21 protein-coding genes and 1 tRNA gene are annotated in these 16,917 nt (G+C 58.1%); 11 read left to right on the top strand and 11 right to left on the bottom strand.

What is annotated here, in order from left to right; all coding sequences use genetic code 11:
- The first annotated feature begins 77 nt into the window (after positions 1 to 77).
- From N7578_RS16195 to N7578_RS16205, 3 genes are read left to right on the top strand one after another with little or no spacing between them, the layout of a single operon-like run.
- On the top strand, positions 78 to 482 hold the full coding sequence (locus N7578_RS16195) for an SRPBCC family protein (RefSeq protein WP_311111307.1): 405 nt from the start codon (positions 78 to 80) through the stop codon (positions 480 to 482).
- Positions 483 to 493: 11 nt separating this feature from the next.
- Positions 494 to 850 carry a VOC family protein gene (locus N7578_RS16200; RefSeq protein WP_311111308.1) on the top strand — a complete coding sequence of 119 codons (357 nt, stop codon included), beginning with the start codon at positions 494 to 496 and terminating at the stop codon, positions 848 to 850.
- Positions 851 to 868: 18 nt separating this feature from the next.
- Positions 869 to 1,309, top strand: a complete 441-nt coding sequence (locus N7578_RS16205; protein ID WP_311111309.1) for a VOC family protein — start codon at positions 869 to 871, stop codon at positions 1,307 to 1,309.
- 66 nt (positions 1,310 to 1,375) lie between these two features.
- Here the strand turns inward: N7578_RS16205 and ccoP are convergent, their stop codons facing one another.
- The 5 genes from ccoP to cobU all read right to left on the bottom strand — a co-directional run bounded on the left by ccoP (position 1,376) and on the right by cobU (position 5,446).
- On the bottom strand, positions 1,376 to 2,239 hold the full coding sequence (gene ccoP, locus N7578_RS16210) for a cytochrome-c oxidase, cbb3-type subunit III (protein ID WP_311111310.1): 864 nt from the start codon (positions 2,237 to 2,239) through the stop codon (positions 1,376 to 1,378).
- A gap of 3 nt (positions 2,240 to 2,242) precedes the next feature.
- On the bottom strand, positions 2,243 to 2,395 hold the full coding sequence (locus N7578_RS16215; protein ID WP_311111311.1) for a cbb3-type cytochrome c oxidase subunit 3: 153 nt from the start codon (positions 2,393 to 2,395) through the stop codon (positions 2,243 to 2,245).
- 9 nt (positions 2,396 to 2,404) lie between these two features.
- Positions 2,405 to 3,136, bottom strand: a complete 732-nt coding sequence (gene ccoO / locus N7578_RS16220; RefSeq protein ID WP_311111312.1) for a cytochrome-c oxidase, cbb3-type subunit II — start codon at positions 3,134 to 3,136, stop codon at positions 2,405 to 2,407.
- A gap of 12 nt (positions 3,137 to 3,148) precedes the next feature.
- A complete protein-coding gene (gene ccoN / locus N7578_RS16225; RefSeq protein ID WP_311111313.1) occupies positions 3,149 to 4,774 on the bottom strand; it encodes a cytochrome-c oxidase, cbb3-type subunit I in 1,626 nt (541 codons plus the stop codon).
- A 150-nt stretch (positions 4,775 to 4,924) separates the two neighbouring features.
- Entirely contained in the window at positions 4,925 to 5,446 is a 522-nt protein-coding gene (gene cobU, locus N7578_RS16230; protein WP_311111314.1) for a bifunctional adenosylcobinamide kinase/adenosylcobinamide-phosphate guanylyltransferase, read from the bottom strand.
- 456 nt (positions 5,447 to 5,902) lie between these two features.
- On the opposite strand from cobU, the gene N7578_RS16235 reads away from it, so the two are divergent.
- Both N7578_RS16235 and N7578_RS16240 read left to right on the top strand, forming a co-directional pair.
- Positions 5,903 to 6,595, top strand: a complete 693-nt coding sequence (locus N7578_RS16235) for a DUF599 domain-containing protein (RefSeq protein WP_311111315.1) — start codon at positions 5,903 to 5,905, stop codon at positions 6,593 to 6,595.
- 62 nt (positions 6,596 to 6,657) lie between these two features.
- Positions 6,658 to 7,623, top strand: coding sequence for a DUF1624 domain-containing protein (locus N7578_RS16240; protein ID WP_311111316.1), 966 nt, complete (start codon positions 6,658 to 6,660; stop codon positions 7,621 to 7,623).
- 37 nt (positions 7,624 to 7,660) lie between these two features.
- Here N7578_RS16240 and N7578_RS16245 read toward each other — a convergent pair whose 3' ends face one another.
- Positions 7,661 to 8,047, bottom strand: coding sequence for a MerR family DNA-binding transcriptional regulator (locus N7578_RS16245; RefSeq protein WP_311111317.1), 387 nt, complete (start codon positions 8,045 to 8,047; stop codon positions 7,661 to 7,663).
- Positions 8,048 to 8,122: 75 nt separating this feature from the next.
- On the bottom strand, positions 8,123 to 9,550 hold the full coding sequence (mgtE, locus tag N7578_RS16250) for a magnesium transporter (protein WP_311111318.1): 1,428 nt from the start codon (positions 9,548 to 9,550) through the stop codon (positions 8,123 to 8,125).
- Positions 9,551 to 9,884: 334 nt separating this feature from the next.
- Here mgtE and N7578_RS16255 point away from each other — a divergent pair, with 334 nt between their 5' ends.
- Genes N7578_RS16255 through N7578_RS16265 form a run of 3 tightly spaced genes read left to right on the top strand, consistent with a single transcriptional unit; the run spans position 9,885 to position 13,007 of the window.
- Complete coding sequence (locus N7578_RS16255) at positions 9,885 to 12,191, top strand: FdhF/YdeP family oxidoreductase (RefSeq protein WP_311111319.1); 2,307 nt, start codon at positions 9,885 to 9,887, stop codon at positions 12,189 to 12,191.
- Positions 12,191 to 12,493, top strand: a complete 303-nt coding sequence (locus N7578_RS16260; protein ID WP_311112531.1) for a hypothetical protein — start codon at positions 12,191 to 12,193, stop codon at positions 12,491 to 12,493. The genes N7578_RS16255 and N7578_RS16260 overlap by 1 nt, the downstream gene beginning before the upstream one ends.
- A gap of 19 nt (positions 12,494 to 12,512) precedes the next feature.
- Positions 12,513 to 13,007, top strand: coding sequence for a peptide deformylase (locus N7578_RS16265; protein ID WP_311111320.1), 495 nt, complete (start codon positions 12,513 to 12,515; stop codon positions 13,005 to 13,007).
- Between the two features lie 2 nt (positions 13,008 to 13,009).
- Here the strand turns inward: N7578_RS16265 and N7578_RS16270 are convergent, their stop codons facing one another.
- Positions 13,010 to 13,435, bottom strand: coding sequence for an OsmC family protein (locus N7578_RS16270; RefSeq protein WP_311111321.1), 426 nt, complete (start codon positions 13,433 to 13,435; stop codon positions 13,010 to 13,012).
- 108 nt (positions 13,436 to 13,543) lie between these two features.
- On the opposite strand from N7578_RS16270, the gene N7578_RS16275 reads away from it, so the two are divergent.
- Positions 13,544 to 13,711: a Thivi_2564 family membrane protein gene (locus N7578_RS16275; protein ID WP_003502827.1), complete on the top strand. Its 168-nt coding sequence runs from the start codon at positions 13,544 to 13,546 to the stop codon at positions 13,709 to 13,711.
- Between the two features lie 92 nt (positions 13,712 to 13,803).
- Here the strand turns inward: N7578_RS16275 and N7578_RS16280 are convergent, their stop codons facing one another.
- The 3 genes from N7578_RS16280 to N7578_RS16290 all read right to left on the bottom strand — a co-directional run bounded on the left by N7578_RS16280 (position 13,804) and on the right by N7578_RS16290 (position 14,988).
- On the bottom strand, positions 13,804 to 14,184 hold the full coding sequence (locus tag N7578_RS16280; protein WP_422646707.1) for a PAS domain-containing protein: 381 nt from the start codon (positions 14,182 to 14,184) through the stop codon (positions 13,804 to 13,806).
- 527 nt (positions 14,185 to 14,711) lie between these two features.
- Positions 14,712 to 14,796 (bottom strand) — tRNA-Leu (locus N7578_RS16285).
- On the bottom strand, positions 14,761 to 14,988 hold the full coding sequence (locus N7578_RS16290; RefSeq protein ID WP_311111323.1) for a hypothetical protein: 228 nt from the start codon (positions 14,986 to 14,988) through the stop codon (positions 14,761 to 14,763). Before N7578_RS16290 ends, N7578_RS16285 begins: the two co-directional genes overlap by 36 nt.
- On the opposite strand from N7578_RS16290, the gene lipB reads away from it, so the two are divergent.
- The gene (gene lipB / locus N7578_RS16295) at positions 14,987 to 15,718 is read left to right on the top strand and encodes a lipoyl(octanoyl) transferase LipB (RefSeq protein ID WP_311111324.1); all 732 of its coding nucleotides are present in this window, start codon (positions 14,987 to 14,989) and stop codon (positions 15,716 to 15,718) included. The genes N7578_RS16290 and lipB overlap by 2 nt on opposite strands.
- 64 nt (positions 15,719 to 15,782) lie before the next feature.
- Complete coding sequence (locus N7578_RS16300) at positions 15,783 to 16,850, top strand: NAD(P)-dependent alcohol dehydrogenase (protein WP_311111325.1); 1,068 nt, start codon at positions 15,783 to 15,785, stop codon at positions 16,848 to 16,850.
- The last annotated feature ends 67 nt before the right edge of the window (positions 16,851 to 16,917 follow it).

A 16,917-nucleotide genomic window follows, 5' to 3' on the forward strand; every position in this document is an offset into this window, starting at 1 on the left:
GGGAAATATCCTTGACTTGCATCAAGCGAGGACAAAGTGGCGCAGGCAGAGCATACGCCGCAAAATGGGAGGCCCACATGCCCGTCATGCCATCGAAGATCGTTCACCTGTCGATCGATAAACCTTGGGAAGAAGTCTGCGACTTTGCATCCAATCCTGAAAACATGCCGCTCTGGGCGGCCGGCCTCGCCAGCGGTCTGACCCACGACGGCGACGAATGGATCGCGGATGGCGGCCCCCTCGGCTCGGTGCGTGTGAGCTTTGCCGCGAAGAACAATCTCGGCGTTATCGATCATGTCGTGACCATGCCGGACGGTCTGAAGGTCTATAACGCCCTGCGGGTCACACCGAATGGCGATGGTGCGGAAATTGCCTTTACCCTACTGCAACTTCCCGGCATGACAGACGATGATTTTGCACGCGATGCGGGTCTGGTGAAAGCTGATCTCGAGACGCTGAAATCGATCATCGAAAAGAGCTGAGGGAGGAGCAGATGAGCGAAACCGAAAACAACAGACGGATCGACTACGTCGAATTCAATGTGTCCGACATCGAAGTGAGCAAAACCTTTTACGGCAGCGCTTTCGGCTGGACCTTCAAGGACTACGGTCCGCAATATTGCGAATTCTCCGACGGACGCCTGACCGGCGGCTTCACGACGACAGCACCTGTTACCGCCAAGGGCGGACCCCTGGTCATTCTCTACGCGTCGGACATCGAGGCAGCACAGGGCCGAGTCGAAGCGGCCGGAGGAAAGATCAGCGCGCCGACTTTCGAGTTTCCCGGCGGACGCCGTTTTCATTTCACCGATGCGGATGGCTATGAACTGGCCGTGTGGTCTAAAGCCTGATCGGGAGATGCACTCAACATGACCGCGACAACACCGCCCTTCTCGCTCGTCGGCCTCGATCACGTTGTCTTCATCGTTGACGACATGGCGCGCGCCCTCGACTTTTACCGCGATGTGCTGGGATGCACCAACGGCTACACCTATCCGGCACTTGGCATGGAACAGGTTTGGTGCGGAAATTCCCTGATCGTTCTTTGGGATGTGACCCATCCCGGCGGCACGAAAGCGGCTCCCCCGGTCGCCGGTGGCCGCAATGTCGATCACATCTGCATTGCGACCGGACCGCTGAACCATGAGGCACTTCGCGCGCATCTGGCAAAATTCGACGTGACCATCGAACAGGAAGCCTACCACGGTGGCGCGCGCGGAATGGGGCACTCCTTCTATTTCCGTGACCCCTTCGGCAACAAGATCGAGCTGAAAGGACCGGCCGAGTATCCGGATGGCCGTGCTGCCTGACGATATCGACCAGACGAAAAAAGGGCGCTTGGAGCGCCCTTTCTCTATTCTATGGTCTGCTGCCTCTTATTCGCCGCCACCCAGCGAATGCACGAAGATGGCAAGCTGTTTGACCGCGATGTCGCCCAGACGACCGCCCCATGCGGGCATGACGCCGTGCTTGGGCGATCGGATCTGCGTGACGATGCCCTGCTCGCCCGCTGCTTTCAGCCAGATGGCGTCAGCAAGATCGGGAGCGCCGAATTCGCGGTTGCCCTTGGCATCCTCCCCGTGGCACGCAGCGCAATTGTCGGCGAAGACCTGCTTGCCTGGCTCCACCAGCGCCGGATTGGAAGGCGTGCCAGTCAGGCTGACGACATAGGCCGCCACCTCGCGGATTTCCGATGCCTCGAGAATATCGCCGAACGCCGGCATTTCCGAAATACGCGTATCCGCATCCTCGACAAACCGAACGCCGTGGTTGATGGTGGTGTAGATATCCTCAACGCTACCGCCCCACAGCCATTCGTCGTCATTGAGGTTGGGATAACCTTGGCTGCCTTCAGCACCCGAACCGTGGCACTGGATACAGTTGACCTTGAAGGCGGCGGCGCCACCCGAAAGCGCAAACTGCATCAATGTGTTGTCGGCCTGTATGTCGGTTAAGGACGCGCTGGCGATCCTGTCGAGATAGACACTCTGCGCATCTTTCGCGGTGGCGATTTCGGCGGTCATGTCAGCGCGGCTGCTCCAGCCGAGGACACCCTGCGTCGCATCGTTGATCAACGGCCATGCCGGAAATGCAATGGTGTAACCGATGGCCCAGACAATGGTGACGTAGAAGGTCCACACCCACCACCGGGGCATCGGATTGTTGAGTTCGCGAATGCCGTCCCATTCATGGCCGGTCGTTTCGACACCGCTTATTTTGTCAATGTTTTTGTCGGCCATAGCCTAGTCCTCCTTCAGAGGGATGCTGGCGGCATCGTTGGCCGCCTTCTTGCCGCCGGGACGCAGGGTGAAGAGCACGACGCCGACGAAAAACAGCGCCATGGCAAGCAGACCCCAGCTATCGGCGAAGTGACGCATGGCTGTGTAGGTTTCCATGGCCTCTCCTCACCGGTATCCGGCTGCATCGTCATAGGTCGAAAAATCGACCAGCGTGCCGAGCATTTGGAGATAGGCAACCAAAGCATCCATCTCCGTCAGTCTGGCCGGATCGCCATCAAAATCGCCGATCTTCGCCTTCGGGTAGCGTTGCAGCACGCCGTCGGCATCCGCATTCGGATCCGCCTGCGCGGCAAGGTCGGCTGCGGCAAGGTCGATCATCTCGTCGCTATACGGCACACCGACGGCGCGGTTGGCCTTTAGCTCCATCGAAACGTCTGCCACCTTGAGCGGCGTGGTCTTCAGGAAGGCGTAGGACGGCATGATCGATTCCGGCACCACCGAGCGCGGATCGGCGAGATGCTGTACGTGCCATTCGTTCGAATAACGGTCGCCGACGCGGGCCAGATCAGGCCCGGTACGTTTTGAGCCCCACTGGAACGGATGGTCGTACATGCTCTCGGCCGCGAGGCTGTAGTGGCCGTAACGCTCCACCTCGTCGCGGAACGGGCGGATCATCTGGCTATGGCAGACGTAGCACCCTTCGCGGATGTAGATGTTACGTCCCGCAAGCTCAAGCGGCGAATAGGGCCGCATGCCCTCCACCTTCTCGATGGTGTTTTCGAGATAGAAGAGCGGTGCGATTTCCACGATGCCGCCGATCGATACGACGAGCAGCGAACCGACGAGAAGCAGGGTGGCGTTGCGCTCTATGAGCTGATGTTTATCAAGAAGCGACATGGGTGCTCCTCCTTATTCGGCCGGCTGCGCAACGAGGGGATAGCTTCCTGCAATCGGAGCCTCTTCCCGTTCGTAACCGCGCGCGGTCATGTAGACGTTGTAGGCCATGACGAGGCCACCGCAGAGATAAAGCCCCCCACCAACGGCGCGCAGGACGTAATACGGGAACAGCGCCGATACCGATTCTGCGAAGGAATAAACGAGGAAGCCCTGCGCATCGTATTCGCGCCACATCAGCGCCTGCTGGATACCCGCGACCCATAGAACGGCGGCGTAAATGACGATGCCGAGCGTTGCGAGCCAGAAGTGCCAGTTGACCATGCGCAGGCTGTAGAGACGATCTCGGTTCCACAGCTTTGGCGTTAGGTAATAGACGGCCCCGAAGGTGATCATGCCGACCCATCCAAGCGCGCCCGAATGAACGTGGCCGATGGTCCAGTCCGTATAGTGGCTGAGCGAGTTGACGGCCTTGATCGACATCATCGGCCCCTCGAAGGTCGACATGCCGTAGAAGGCGATGGCAATCACCATCATGCGGATGATCGGATCGGTGCGGATCTTGTCCCATGCGCCCGAAAGCGTCATCAGGCCGTTGATCATGCCGCCCCACGACGGCATCCACAGCATGATGGAAAACACCATGCCAAGGGTCTGCGCCCAGTCGGGCAGCGCCGTGTAATGAAGGTGGTGCGGGCCGGCCCAGATATACATGAAGATCAGCGCCCAGAAATGGATGATCGACAGGCGGTAGGAATAGACCGGGCGACCGGCCTGTTTCGGCACGAAATAATACATCATGCCGAGGAAGCCGGCTGTCAGGAAGAAACCGACGGCGTTGTGGCCGTACCACCACTGCGTCAGCGCATCCTGCACGCCGGCAAAGGCCGAGTAGCTCTTGACGCCGAGGAAAGACACGGGAACCGCCAGATTGTTGACGATGTGCAGCATGGCAATCGTCACGATGAAGGCGAGATAGAACCAGTTCGCCACATAGATATGCGGCTCCTTGCGCATCAGGACCGTGCCGAGAAACGCCAGCAGGTAAGCGACCCAGACGATTGTCAGCCAGATATCGACATACCATTCCGGCTCGGCATATTCCTTGCCTTGCGTAATACCGAGCAGATAGCCCGTTGCCGCCATGACGATGACGAGTTGGTAGCCCCAGAATACGAACCAGCCGAGGCTACCGCCGAACAGGCGGGCGCGACAGGTTCTCTGGACGACATAGAAGGACGTCGCGATCAGCGCATTTCCCCCGAAAGCGAAGATCACCGCCGATGTGTGCAGCGGCCGCATACGGCCGAAATTGAACCACGGCGCTACATTGAGATCCGGGAAAGCAAGCTGCAGCGCCACAACCACGCCAACCAGAAAGCCGACGACGCCCCAGAACACGGTCGCGACCACGCCGTATTTCACAACTTCATCGAAGTATTCGGATTTGCGCTGCACTTTCGCCACTTGATTGACCGGCGCGAACGAAACACGGCGCAGCAAAAGAACGGTGCCGACGAGCAGCGTGAAGAACAGGACCCACATATGGGCCGCAAAAAGACTGTCATGGGCAAAGGCCGCCCCGAGCAGCGCGAGAAAGGCGCCAAAGGCGACCATCGCAATTTCCAAGGTGTAGTTCATTGTTGGTTTCCCCCAACGTCAAGCGGATCGACGCGAGGCGCGAGCGGCTTTCGAAGCGGAAAACGGGCCTTTGCGTCGTGTGGAGCATTGCCACCGACCGCAGGAAACAACCTTGATTCAGATCAACGGAAAAAAGCCGTGAGGAGCGGCCTAGCCCTTCATTTTGAGAGGAAGACCGGCGGCGATGAAGTAGACCTCGCCTGCGATGGCTGCGACGCGCTGATGCAGCCTTCCGGCATGGTCACGAAATTCCCGCGCCATCCTGTTTTCCGGTACGATACCGAGGCCCACCTCGTTGGAGACGAAGATCAGTTTCGCGCTGCTTTTCACGATCTGCGCCTCGAGATCTGCGAAGGCCGCGTCCATATCGGCCTCCTCCATCATCAGGTTCGTCACCCAAAGCGTCAGGCAGTCGATCAGAACGACATGATCCGGTCCATCGATGTCACGAAGCGTCGAAACGATATCGACCGGCGCCTCATGCGTGATCCATTCGCCGCCACGCCGTGCCTCATGATGCGAAATGCGGTCGCGCATTTCATCGTCCCACGCCCTGCCTGTCGCGACATAATGCGCCTGCCTGCCCGCCCCCATCACCATTTCCTCGGCGAATCGGGATTTTCCGGAGCGCGCGCCGCCAAGAACGAGAACAGTGCGGGAAATATCAGTCATGTAAACCGTGGGGGAAAGCAGAAAGAGCCAGTGCCATTGTGGTCATGCCGGACTGGCATACCACAAGCCGTTGACGTCACGCCATGAAAAGAGAACGATTCGTAGATAAGGAGGCGTTCTCCCGGTCGATCATGCCGGACAGTCACGATACCGCGTCATGAAGTCGAAACCCGCCCGCACCGTGCGGGCAACAAAGCATCGTCTTCGATAAAAACGGAAACACCGGACTCTTGCAAAAAAGCTAGGTCCGAAAGCTGGTTCTGTCAATCGGCCACGCGCCACGACGTGCCATAAGGGTCATGTCAGCTACAAAAAACACGCGTCAACGTCAGCCACTCTAACCTGTTGATTCGGTGCGTCGTTCCAGTGAAACCGATTCCGGTTATGCTGCCGATACGCTAATCTTCCGGCAGGTTCGCGTACAGATTCGCAAAACAGCTTGAGGGAACGCCCGTGATGACGACCATGGATTATGTCGCATTCATCTTCTTCATCCTACTGTGGGTCGCCTATACGCATGTCACGACGAAATCGACGTGGTTTTCACGAACAAGCCTCAACCGGGCAATGGCGGAGCGCCGTCGTGACTGGATTCACAACTCACTCAAGCGCGATCTGAAAATGATCGATACGCAGATCATGGCGGGTCTGCAGAACGGCACGGCCTTCTTCGCGTCGACATCGATCTTCGCCATCGGTGGCTGCTTCGCCCTGCTTGGTGCGACGGATCAGGTCGAATCGGTGTTTCGTGACATGCCCTTCGTGCACTATGGCGGTCGCACGGCCTTCGAGCTGAAGGTCATCGGCCTGACCTGTCTTTTCGGTTATGCCTTCTTCAAGTTCGGCTGGTCCTACCGGTTGTTCAACTATTGCACCATCCTCTTCGGTGCCATTCCAATGGTGCACGATGCAAATGCCGATCAGGCCGCGGCCGAACGCGCCGCCGAAAACGTGATTCGCATGAACATCATCGCCGCCAAGAACTTCAACGATGGCCTCAGAACGATCTTCCTGTCGATCGCGTATCTCGGGTGGTTCATCAGCTCGTATGTTTTCATCGCCACGACAAGCATCATCGTCATCGCGCTCCTGCGTCGGCAGTTCTTCTCCGCGGCACGACTGGCGATCATGGATGAATCGAAGCCTTGAAATCGCCTTACTTCGGAGGCCAAGCCCGAAGTATCAAACATCTGATCTGAGCAGCACCGGACATGGAAACAGAGACAACGGCCAATGAGGTTCGTCCCAAGGGACGCATAGGAGGGCTGGATACCCTTCGCGGCGTGGCGTTGCTCGCCATGGCATCGTATCATTTCACATGGGATCTGGAGCTTTTCGGCTATATCGAACCGGGTACGGCGACCACCGGGCTCTGGAAGCTCTACGCCCGCGCAATTGCGTCGTCCTTCCTGTTCCTTGCCGGGTTCAGCCTGTTTCTCGCCCATGGTAAAGGCATGAACTGGCCTTCATTCAACAAGCGTTTCGCCATGGTGGCTGGCTCAGCCATGCTCATTACCGTTGCGACCGTCTTCGCCTTCCCCGATAGCTTCATCTTCTTCGGCATCCTGCACAACATCGCTGCGGCAAGCCTTGTGGGCCTTCTGTTCCTGCGTGCGCCTGCCATCGTGGCGCTGATAGCCGCCGTCGTCGCTGCCGCCATTCCGTTTTACGTCCAGTCGGAAGCCTTCGACAGCAGATGGCTCGCATGGATCGGCTTGGCGACGATACCGCCGCGCTCGAACGACTACGTTCCGCTTCTGCCATGGCTTGCGCCATTCCTGCTCGGAATGGCATTCTCGAAGATCGCCGTGCCGCGGGGATGGCTGGACCGTTTCCGCAAGCCCAGCGCACCGAAAAACCTGCTGGCGCTGGCTGGACGCCATAGCCTGCTCTTTTACCTTGTGCATCAACCGCTGCTGCTTGGTATCGTCTACATCGCATCGCTGATCGCCCCGCCTCCGCCGGTCGATCAGGTCGAGCTTTACAAGTCCAGCTGTGAAAAAAGCTGCGTCGAGCAGCCGAACGGTCTGGAACTATGCCAGCGCTTCTGCGGCTGCACGCTCGAAAAGCTGCATGCCGAAAATCTCTTCGATCAGGTGATGGAAGGCAGCCTGTCAACGCAACAGCAGTCGAAGGTCAGCGAAGTGGCGCAACAATGTTCCGTGGAAGCGCAATAGCGCTTCCAGCCGGTTAATAAGCGACCAGTAGCGTGGTTCAGGTGCCGACGCCGATTTCGGCAAGACGCGTCAGGCAGGCTTCCTCTACATTGTCGAGTTCCGCCAGAGTTTCCTCGATGTCCTTGCGCTTCTGGCGAAGGTCAGCCCGCTTTTCGTCGACCTTCTTCATCAGAAGTTCGAGCTGGCCCGCCTCGCCCGGCGGCTCCTTGTAGACGTGAATGATTTCGCGGATTTCGGCAATCGTGAACCCGATACGGCGACCACGCAGGATTTCCTGAATGAGATGCCGGTCCGCCGACCTGAAAAGACGGGTCCGGCCACGGCGCTCAGGATGAATCAACCCCTCGTCCTCGTAAAATCGCAAGGTACGGGTGGAAACGCCGAATTCACGTGTCAGTTCGGTTATGCTATAATACTTGTTCACGGGCCTATCCGATTCATAACCGGATTATTATTATTTGACCTTAACGTAAAAGTCAATTTTGACGTGCCGTCCTACCTAACCTGAAATCCCGTACCACCACGTCGCAATGCCCAGAAAGGCAAAAAAGCCGACGATATCGGTGATAGCTGTCACGAAAACGGCAGACGAAACGGCGGGGTCCGCGCCGAACTTGTCGAGAACAAGCGGGATGAGAATGCCAGCCAGCGCCGCCGCCAGCATGTTGAGACACATGGCCGTGGCGATGATGCCGCCGATGTGAATATCCTGAAACCAGATACCCGCCACGACGCCGATTGCAGTGCCGAACAGCATGCCGTTCAGGATCCCTACCCCGGCTTCACGCCGGATGATACGTGCGGCATTGTGAATATCGAGGCTCTTCGTCGCAAGGGCGCGCACCGAAACGGTCATGGTCTGCGAACCGGCATTTCCCCCCATGCCCGCGACGGCCGGCATCAGGATTGCAAGGGCGACGATCTGCTGGATCGTGGCGTCGAACAGGCTGATGACCGACGCCGACAGAAACGCGGTGATGAGATTGACCGCCAGCCACGGCACGCGCGAACGCGACGTGCTGGCGACAGAGTCCGAAAGCTCTTCGTCGCCGACACCACCGAGGCGCAGCAGATCTTCTTCCGCTTCTTCCTGGATGACGTCCACCACGTCGTCGATGGTCAACACACCCACCAGCCTGCCATTATCGTCCACGACAGCCGCAGACAGAAGGTCGTACTGTTCGAAAAGCTGCGCTGCCTCTTCCTGATCCATTTCGGCCGGAATGGAGTGGTTCGTCTCATGCATGATAGTCTCGACCTTCACCTGACGCTTGGTGCGCAGCACCCGGTCAAGGTCGAGAGCGCCAACCAGCTTGAAGGTCGGGTCGATGACGAAAATCTGCGTGAAGCTGTCCGGCAGCTCTTCCTCTTCACGCAGGTAGTCGATGGTCTGCCCGACGGTCCAGAACGGTGGCACGGCCACGAACTCCGTCTGCATGCGGCGACCCGCAGAGCTTTCCGGATAATCCAGCGCCCGCATGAGCCGGACGCGCTCGGTAAACGGCAACTGCGAGAGAATGTCCTCGCGGTCCTCATCGTCGAGATCTTCGAGAATGTAGACGGCATCGTCCGAATCCAGCTCGCCGATGCCGGCGGCGATCTGCTCGTTCGACATCTGTTCGACGATGTCGAGGCGGATACCCTCGTCCACCTCAGTCAGCGCCGTCATGTCGAAGTCGGAGCCAAGGAGGCGAACGAGCGCGTGGCGCTGTTCCGGCAGAATGGATTCGATCAGGTCGCCAAGTTCGGATTCATGCAGCTTCGCGACGTTCCGGCGCAGGAAAAGCAGATCGCGATCGGCGATCGCGGCACCCACCATGGCCAGAAAATCGGAGCGGATCGAGCCGTCTTCCGCATAGATATCGGAGGGTACGTCCGGCACCTTGTCATTTTCGGGCGCGAGAAGATCGTCGTCACGGTCTGTCATCTTGCGTCCCCTTAGTTTGTAAAATGCCGCAGTGCACGATTTGGCAGGAGAATGGCGTTTAAAAGCATATTGTCAACAACCGGATAGCGGGAAACCGGCAAGCTTCGGAACCACGACGCAAATGTCACAGATATCCGTCGTCAACGGAGATATTCGACGTCAGCGCAACGCCCGACCACAGTGGGCCGTTCCATACAATCGGGGAAAGATAAGCGTTGACATATACGCCCCGGAGGCGATTCTGGAACGGGTGATAAAGGGCTAAAAACCATGAATCGCAGCATCCAGCTTACGGGCATGCGATTGAAAACAGGCGTCAGGAAAGACGGTTACAATGAGCAAGACGGATTTCATCGGCAAGGCCTCCTCCGCTGCGGGTGGCTGGGGGGCACTGAAGAGCGTCGGCAAGCGGCTGATGGAATCAGGCGCGCCAATCTCAGGCGCCAGAACACTGCTCAAGGCCAACCAGCCCGATGGTTTTGACTGTCCGGGCTGCGCATGGGGAGACCCCGAACACGGCTCCTCTTTCGAGTTTTGCGAAAATGGCGTAAAGGCAGTCGCCTGGGAGGCGACGGAGGCCCGCGTACCACCGGACTTCTTCGCGCACCATACTCTGTCCGATCTCCGCAAATGGTCGGACTACGAACTGGAAAAGCAGGGCCGCCTTACTCACCCGATGCGGTATGACCGCGCGTCTGACAAATACCTTCCCGTATCCTGGGATGACGCGTTCGCCGAAATCGGCGGAATCCTCAAAAGCCTCGACAGCCCGGATCGCGCTGAGTTCTACACCTCCGGCCGTGCCTCGAACGAGGCGGCATTCCTTTATCAGCTGATGGTCCGGTTGTATGGCACCAACAACTTTCCGGACTGTTCCAACATGTGCCACGAGGCCAGTGGCGTCGGCCTGAAGGCATCCATCGGCGTTGGCAAGGGAACCGTGCTGCTGGAGGACTTCGAGCAGGCGGACGCGATCTTCGTGATTGGCCAGAACCCCGGCACCAATCATCCCCGCATGCTGGGAGATCTGCGCCGCGCAGCGCTTCGGGGCGCGAAAATCGTCGTCCTCAATCCGATCCGCGAAAAGGGACTGGAGCGTTTTGCCGACCCGCAGGACAAGATCGAGATGATGACCGGCGGCAACACCAGGATCGCCACCAATTATTACCAGCCCAGGCAGGGCGGCGACATGGCGGCCATCCGCGGCATGAGCAAAGCGGTCTTCGCCGCGGACGACGCGGCGAAAGCGGCCGGCAACCCGGCCATCATCGACGACGACTTCCTTGCCGAACATGCGGCGGAGTTTCAGGCATACCGCGCGGCTGTGGAGGCGACGAGCTGGGAAGACATTCTCGACCAATCCGGCCTGACACGTGCCGAAATCGAGGAAGCGGCAAACATCTACATGCAGGCGAACGCCGTGATCGCCACCTGGGCGATGGGCATCACGCAACACAAGCATTCCGTCATCACGGTTCGAGAAATCGCCAACTTCATGCTGCTGCGGGGCAATATAGGGCGTCCGGGCGCCGGTCTGTGCCCCGTTCGCGGCCATTCCAACGTACAAGGCGACCGCACCGTCGGCATTGATGAAAAGGCGCCGCCTGCCCTGCTCGATGCGCTGGAAAAGGAGCTGGGCGTGCCCATGCCGCGCAAGCGCGGTCACAACACGGTCGAAGCGATTGCCGCCATGCTCGAGGGATCGGCGGAGACATTCATCGCGCTCGGCGGCAACTTCCTGCGCGCAACGCCGGACAGCCCGCTTATCATCGAGGCGTTCAGCAAACAGAAACTGACGGTCAATATCGCCACCAAGCTCAACCACTCGCATCTGGTTCCGGGCGAAACCTCCTTTGTTCTGCCATGTCTGGGACGAACCGAGATCGACCGCAATTCGAAAGGCCGGTCGCAGATCGTCACGGTCGAGGATTCCATGAGCATGGTGCATGGTTCAGGCGGCATCAATCCGCCCGCCTCCGAAGACCTGCGTTCGGAAGTGGCGATCGTGGCGGGCATCGCGGCCGCCACTCTGGGCAACGCGCATGTGAACTGGCAGGCGATGGCGGATGATTACGACCTCATCCGCGACATGATCGAGCGTGTCATCCCCGGATTCAACAATTTCAACGAACGCGTTCGTGTGCCGCGCGGATTTCACCTGCGCAATGCGGCGGCTGAACGTGAATGGAATACTCCTGCCGGAAAGGCGACGTTCTACACCGGCCAGCTCCCCGAACGGACGGAACACCAGCAGGCGCTTGGCCATGGCGATCTCTTCGTATTGCAGACGTTCCGAAGCCACGACCAGTACAACACGACGATCTACGGCATGGATGACCGTTATCGTGGCGTCTATGGGGAACGCCACGTCATTTTCATGAACCCCAAGGACATGGAAGCCCTAGGCGCCCATTCCCGCCAGCGTGTCGATGTCATCGGAGAATATGAAGACGGTCGCGAACGCATCGCAGAAAACTTCCGCCTAGTTCCTTATAATATCCCCAGAGGCAGCGTCGGCGGTTATTACCCCGAACTCAATGTACTTGTTCCCTTGAGCAGCTACGGCGATGGCAGCTTCACGCCAACATCGAAATCGGTACTTGTGGCGATTAAGCTGCGCGGAGAATCCGAAGCCGCATGATGGAAGATGATGAGGCCGCGGCCGCATTCCTGGCTGCGGTGCAGGATATCACGCGGCGTGCGCCCGATGTTTTGAACGCAACCGGAGCCGCCATCCTTCTCGCCACCCATCTTGGATTGGCCACGGACAGCCGAAGCATCGCCAGGCGGCTGGGGCTTGCCCATGCCCTTGTTCTGCGCGAAATAGCCGCTGCGTGTCCACGTTTCATCAGAGTGGCGAAACGCGACAGCCGGACACAAAGAACCTGGGTGGAATTGACCGAAGAAGGCAGCCGGCTTGCAGGCGCATCGGTTTCGAGCTGAACACGAATGGAGACACGCATTGGCGATCAGGCCGATTCTTTTCTATCCGCATGCGGGACTTTCCGAAATCTGCGCACCCGTTACGGTTTTCGATGACGCGCTGAAAACGCTGGTCAATGACCTGATCGATACGATGCGAGCCGCACCCGGTGTCGGCATTACGGCGGCGCATGTCGGCGCCAGCCAGCGGGTTTTCGTGCTGGAGCTGACACCGGATACCGTCCTGACCTATATCAACCCCGAAATTATCGCCTTTTCGTCCGAAACCATCCGGCACGTCGAAGGCAGCGTGTCCATGCCGGGCTTCACCGATGAAGTCGAACGCCCGTCGACCGTCAGGGTACGATATCAGGACGTGAATGGCGGCACACATGAAGAAACTGCGACAGGCTTCCATGCGGTCTGCATTCAGCATGAGGTGGATCAGCTCGACGGCATGTTCTGGCTGAAGCGCCTGTCGAAACTGAAACGGGACCGCCTCGTGAAGAAGTGGGACAAGTCGCACAGACCATAAAGCTAGTGCACGTTTGCCAGAACGATTTCCACCTCACCCTTCAGCGTGTTGCTGACGGTGCAGATCTCTTCCGCCTTGTGTGCTATCGCATGGCGTGTCTCGGCGTCAAAATCGCCGCTGATATCGATATGAACATCGAACCGCATGACGCGATACGGTTCGTTCTCCGTCTTTTCACCTGACAAGCTCACGGACACCCTTTGGAACCGGTCGAGGACACCCATCTGGCTTGCGGCAATTCTCGCGCTCAGCGCAAGGCACCCCGCAAGGGACGCATACATCAGGTCCAGAGGATTGAAGCCGGGCTCGGAGGCGCCAGTGACGACCGAAAGGCTTCCGCCTGTGGCACTCTCGACAAGTGGGTGTCCAAGCCGATTGAGACTGGCCGTTGCGCCGGTCGGTCTTTTCTTCACTCTCGGCCCGCTCATGTTTCACCATCTCCAGCGTTCGATACGATGGAACCAAATTAATTGTGCGCAGTTATTCACACAACGGTGAACGACCGTTGAAATGGTTGAAAAAGGGAGCTGGACCATATGGTTACATCGACGCTCGTGAGCATTCTGATTACTTTCCTGGTAATCGTCCTCGTCCTGTGGCTCATCGCACGCCTGCCTGTCGGCGGCGGCGCAAAACAGATCGCACAGGTGATCGTCATCATCATCGGCATCATTTCGCTTCTAAAATATCTTGCTGTTTTCTGATATTTTCTGGTGACTTGAAAACGGAAAAAGGCGGCCATGTGCCGCCTTTAAGTTTTTCGTGCATGCTTCCGTATCCAGACATCACAAAAGTATCATTCCGAATCCAGCAGGCGCGGTCGCCTTGACGTAACGTCACGTACGGCACCCAACCCCAGAAACGGCGAATTGTCAGAATCGAAGATCGCCCTGCCCTTGGCGACAATCCACCGGACAGATCTGTCCGGCAACCTCACCTTGTAGTGCTGATTGAAAAACACGCCAGCAGTTATGCTTTCCATGATGGCATGAGCGACCCGATCCCTCATTTCGATATCGATCCTCTCGAGGATCTCTTCGATTGTAACCCCCTGCGATCCAACTTCCGTAGTGAAACCATGGCATTCGGATGTAACCGCATCCATGATGAGCCTGTTATCGGCAATGCTCCACATGTAGTAGCCAAGCCCGTTGTCCGAGTCTGCGCTGTCCCCCAACAAGTTCGCCTCCAGACCGCATTTTGACAAAAGCTAACATTCAATCCATCATATTCCACCCCTCTGTTTAGAGGGGTTACTGCCGAGTAACTCTTCCTCGGACAGAAAATCCACTGAAATTTTGGATTGTGCGCATCCAATCAGGAAACAATTCACAACGATTTTTGTTTCACGCACGAGAAAGTCATGGTGCGCCGATACCTCTTGGCGCCAGCGCATGTGCGGGAGACGATAATGCTGGAAAAATTGCGGCTGCGGTCGAACTGGAATGCACAAATGCCGCCTTGGACGAACGGTCGATAGCCAGGAGGGACGCTGGCAACTCCGATGGCTCGCCAGCCATGCCGAAGGTATCCCAATACCCATCATTAAGCGCCTCTTCGGGCGCCTTAAAGCGGCTGATCGAGCGCTTGCATGCAGACATCACTGAGAGAAGTATTACGCGGATACCGCTTGAGGCAGAACTTGAGAGCCAACCGGCAACAAACTGATAGAAAAAGAAAAACCCGCCGAAGCGGGTTTTCTTTTGGTGCGGTCGAGAAGACTCGAACTTCCACGGGTTGCCCCACAGCGACCTCAACGCTGCGCGTCTACCAATTCCGCCACGACCGCATCGTGGTAGGCGTCAACTTGCGTCGACGGAGGTGCATGTAGCAAAAGGATTTTCGGTGCACAAGAGCGTCGTGACAGTTTTTTGAAATTAAAAATCGATGTCACCGTTCCTATATCCAGGAAGCCCGCAAATGCAGGGGTTGCCGCCTGATCGTCATTTTGCGAGAAGGCTGTGGAAAGGACATTTTTCATGCTCACACGGACCGATCTGCAAACAAATATGCTTCCGACCGCCGATTCACCTCCGGTTCGGTGGCGAATCTCCGATGGATTCGTTTCCTATGAAGAAGCGATGGAGGACATGGAACGCGAAGTCGCTGCAATCGCCGCGGGCGAAGCGGACGAACTCGTGTGGCTGCTGGAGCATCCGCCGCTCTACACGGCAGGAACCAGCGCCGAAGCGTCGGATCTCATAGAGCCGGATCGTTTTCCGGTCTTTTCCACAGGCCGAGGCGGCGAATACACCTATCACGGACCGGGGCAGCGCGTCGTTTACGTCATGCTGGACCTTAAACGCCGCCGCCAGGACGTACGCGCCTATGTCGCAGCGCTCGAGGAGGTCATCATCCGTACGCTGGACAAGATGAACGTGCGCGGCGAGCGTCGTGAGGATCGGGTCGGCGTCTGGGTGCAGCGGCCCGAAAAACCCCGTCTTCTGGATGGCAGTGTCAGCGAGGACAAGATTGCCGCGCTTGGCATCCGTCTGCGCAAATGGGTAAGCTTCCATGGACTGTCAATCAACGTCGATCCGGATCTCGGCCATTTTTCGGGAATCGTCCCTTGCGGCATCAGCGAATATGGCGTGACCAGCCTTGTCGATCTGGGATTGCTGGTTATGATGAGCGACGTCGACGTTCTGCTGCGGGAAGCATTTGAGGAAGTGTTCGGCCCGACAGTTGCAAAACCCGGATCCGGCGACTGATTCCCTTCGCAAAATGCCGCCCACCGGCATTCCATCACCGATGACCAAGAGAGGAGGAATACGAATGTTCACAACGTCCGCCTATGCCTGTGACGATGGTTCATCGCCCTTGAAGCTGGCGACGATCAAGCGTCGCGATCCCGGCCCGCACGATGTCGAGATCGAAATCGAGTTCTGCGGCGTCTGCCACTCCGACATTCACACCGCCCGGGCCGAATGGGCGGGTTCGCTCTACCCCTGCGTTCCCGGTCACGAGATTATCGGCCGCGTCGGACGGACTGGTTCACAGGTCACGAAATTCAAGACCGGCGACCGTGTTGGCGTGGGCTGCATCGTAGATAGTTGCCGCGAATGCCCAAGCTGCGCCGACGGGCTGGAGCAATATTGCGAAAACGGCATGACCGGCACCTACAACTCACCGGACAAGGCCATGGGCGGCGGCGCCCATACACTTGGCGGCTACTCCGCGCACGTTGTTGTGGATGACCGTTACGTGCTCAATATCCCCGAAGGGCTCGATCCGGCAGCAGCAGCCCCACTGCTCTGCGCTGGCATCACCACATACTCGCCGCTGCGTCACTGGAGTGCAGGTCCCGGAAAGCGCGTTGGCGTCGTCGGCCTGGGAGGCCTGGGTCACATGGCCGTCAAGCTTGCCAATGCCATGGGCGCAACGGTGGTGATGATAACCACCTCTCCCGGCAAGGCGGAAGATGCCAAGAAGCTCGGCGCCCATGAGGTCATCGTATCCCGTGATCCCGCGCAGATGAAGAATGCGGCATCCAGTCTTGACCTGATCATCGATGCCGTTGCTGCCGATCACGACATCAATGCCTATCTCGCCCTCCTGAAGCGCGATGGTGCACTCGTTCAGGTTGGCGCGCCGGAAAAACCCCTCTCCGTGCATGCTTTCAGCCTCATCCCCGGCCGCAAGACCTTCGCGGGCTCGATGATCGGCGGCATTCCGGAAACGCAGGAGATGCTGGATTTCTGCGCTGCCAACGGCATAGCCGCAGAGATCGAAATGATCGACATCGATCAGATCAACGACGCTTATGAACGCATGATAAAAAGCGATGTGCGTTACCGCTTCGTCATTGATATGAAGAGCTTGCCGCGCCAACAAGCTGCCTGAGCCACAAGGCTTCAGCAGAGAGGAGGCGCCGGTTGGCGCCTCTTTTTTTGCAACGTCCCGGCAGACC

The organism is Agrobacterium tumefaciens (assembly GCF_031801495.1).
In the GTDB taxonomy this organism is placed as follows: Bacteria; Pseudomonadota; Alphaproteobacteria; order Rhizobiales; family Rhizobiaceae; genus Agrobacterium; species Agrobacterium tumefaciens_K.

Excerpts from the sequence above, each read along its gene's own strand:
- N7578_RS16255 (WP_311111319.1), top strand. The coding sequence starts at position 9,885 with ATGAGCAAGACGGATTTCATCGGCAAGGCCTCCTCCGCTGCGGGTGGC.
- N7578_RS16205 (WP_311111309.1), top strand. The coding sequence starts at position 869 with ATGACCGCGACAACACCGCCCTTCTCGCTCGTCGGCCTCGATCACGTT.
- N7578_RS16275 (WP_003502827.1), top strand. The coding sequence starts at position 13,544 with ATGGTTACATCGACGCTCGTGAGCATTCTGATTACTTTCCTGGTAATC.
- N7578_RS16235 (WP_311111315.1), top strand. The coding sequence starts at position 5,903 with ATGACGACCATGGATTATGTCGCATTCATCTTCTTCATCCTACTGTGG.
- mgtE (WP_311111318.1), bottom strand. The coding sequence starts at position 9,550 with ATGACAGACCGTGACGACGATCTTCTCGCGCCCGAAAATGACAAGGTG.
- N7578_RS16290 (WP_311111323.1), bottom strand. The coding sequence starts at position 14,988 with ATGAAAAATGTCCTTTCCACAGCCTTCTCGCAAAATGACGATCAGGCG.
- lipB (WP_311111324.1), top strand. The coding sequence starts at position 14,987 with ATGCTCACACGGACCGATCTGCAAACAAATATGCTTCCGACCGCCGAT.
- N7578_RS16215 (WP_311111311.1), bottom strand. The coding sequence starts at position 2,395 with ATGGAAACCTACACAGCCATGCGTCACTTCGCCGATAGCTGGGGTCTG.
- cobU (WP_311111314.1), bottom strand. The coding sequence starts at position 5,446 with ATGACTGATATTTCCCGCACTGTTCTCGTTCTTGGCGGCGCGCGCTCC.
- N7578_RS16300 (WP_311111325.1), top strand. The coding sequence starts at position 15,783 with ATGTTCACAACGTCCGCCTATGCCTGTGACGATGGTTCATCGCCCTTG.
- N7578_RS16270 (WP_311111321.1), bottom strand. The coding sequence starts at position 13,435 with ATGAGCGGGCCGAGAGTGAAGAAAAGACCGACCGGCGCAACGGCCAGT.
- N7578_RS16200 (WP_311111308.1), top strand. The coding sequence starts at position 494 with ATGAGCGAAACCGAAAACAACAGACGGATCGACTACGTCGAATTCAAT.
- N7578_RS16260 (WP_311112531.1), top strand. The coding sequence starts at position 12,191 with ATGGAAGATGATGAGGCCGCGGCCGCATTCCTGGCTGCGGTGCAGGAT.
- ccoN (WP_311111313.1), bottom strand. The coding sequence starts at position 4,774 with ATGAACTACACCTTGGAAATTGCGATGGTCGCCTTTGGCGCCTTTCTC.
- N7578_RS16240 (WP_311111316.1), top strand. The coding sequence starts at position 6,658 with ATGGAAACAGAGACAACGGCCAATGAGGTTCGTCCCAAGGGACGCATA.
- ccoP (WP_311111310.1), bottom strand. The coding sequence starts at position 2,239 with ATGGCCGACAAAAACATTGACAAAATAAGCGGTGTCGAAACGACCGGC.
- N7578_RS16195 (WP_311111307.1), top strand. The coding sequence starts at position 78 with ATGCCCGTCATGCCATCGAAGATCGTTCACCTGTCGATCGATAAACCT.
- ccoO (WP_311111312.1), bottom strand. The coding sequence starts at position 3,136 with ATGTCGCTTCTTGATAAACATCAGCTCATAGAGCGCAACGCCACCCTG.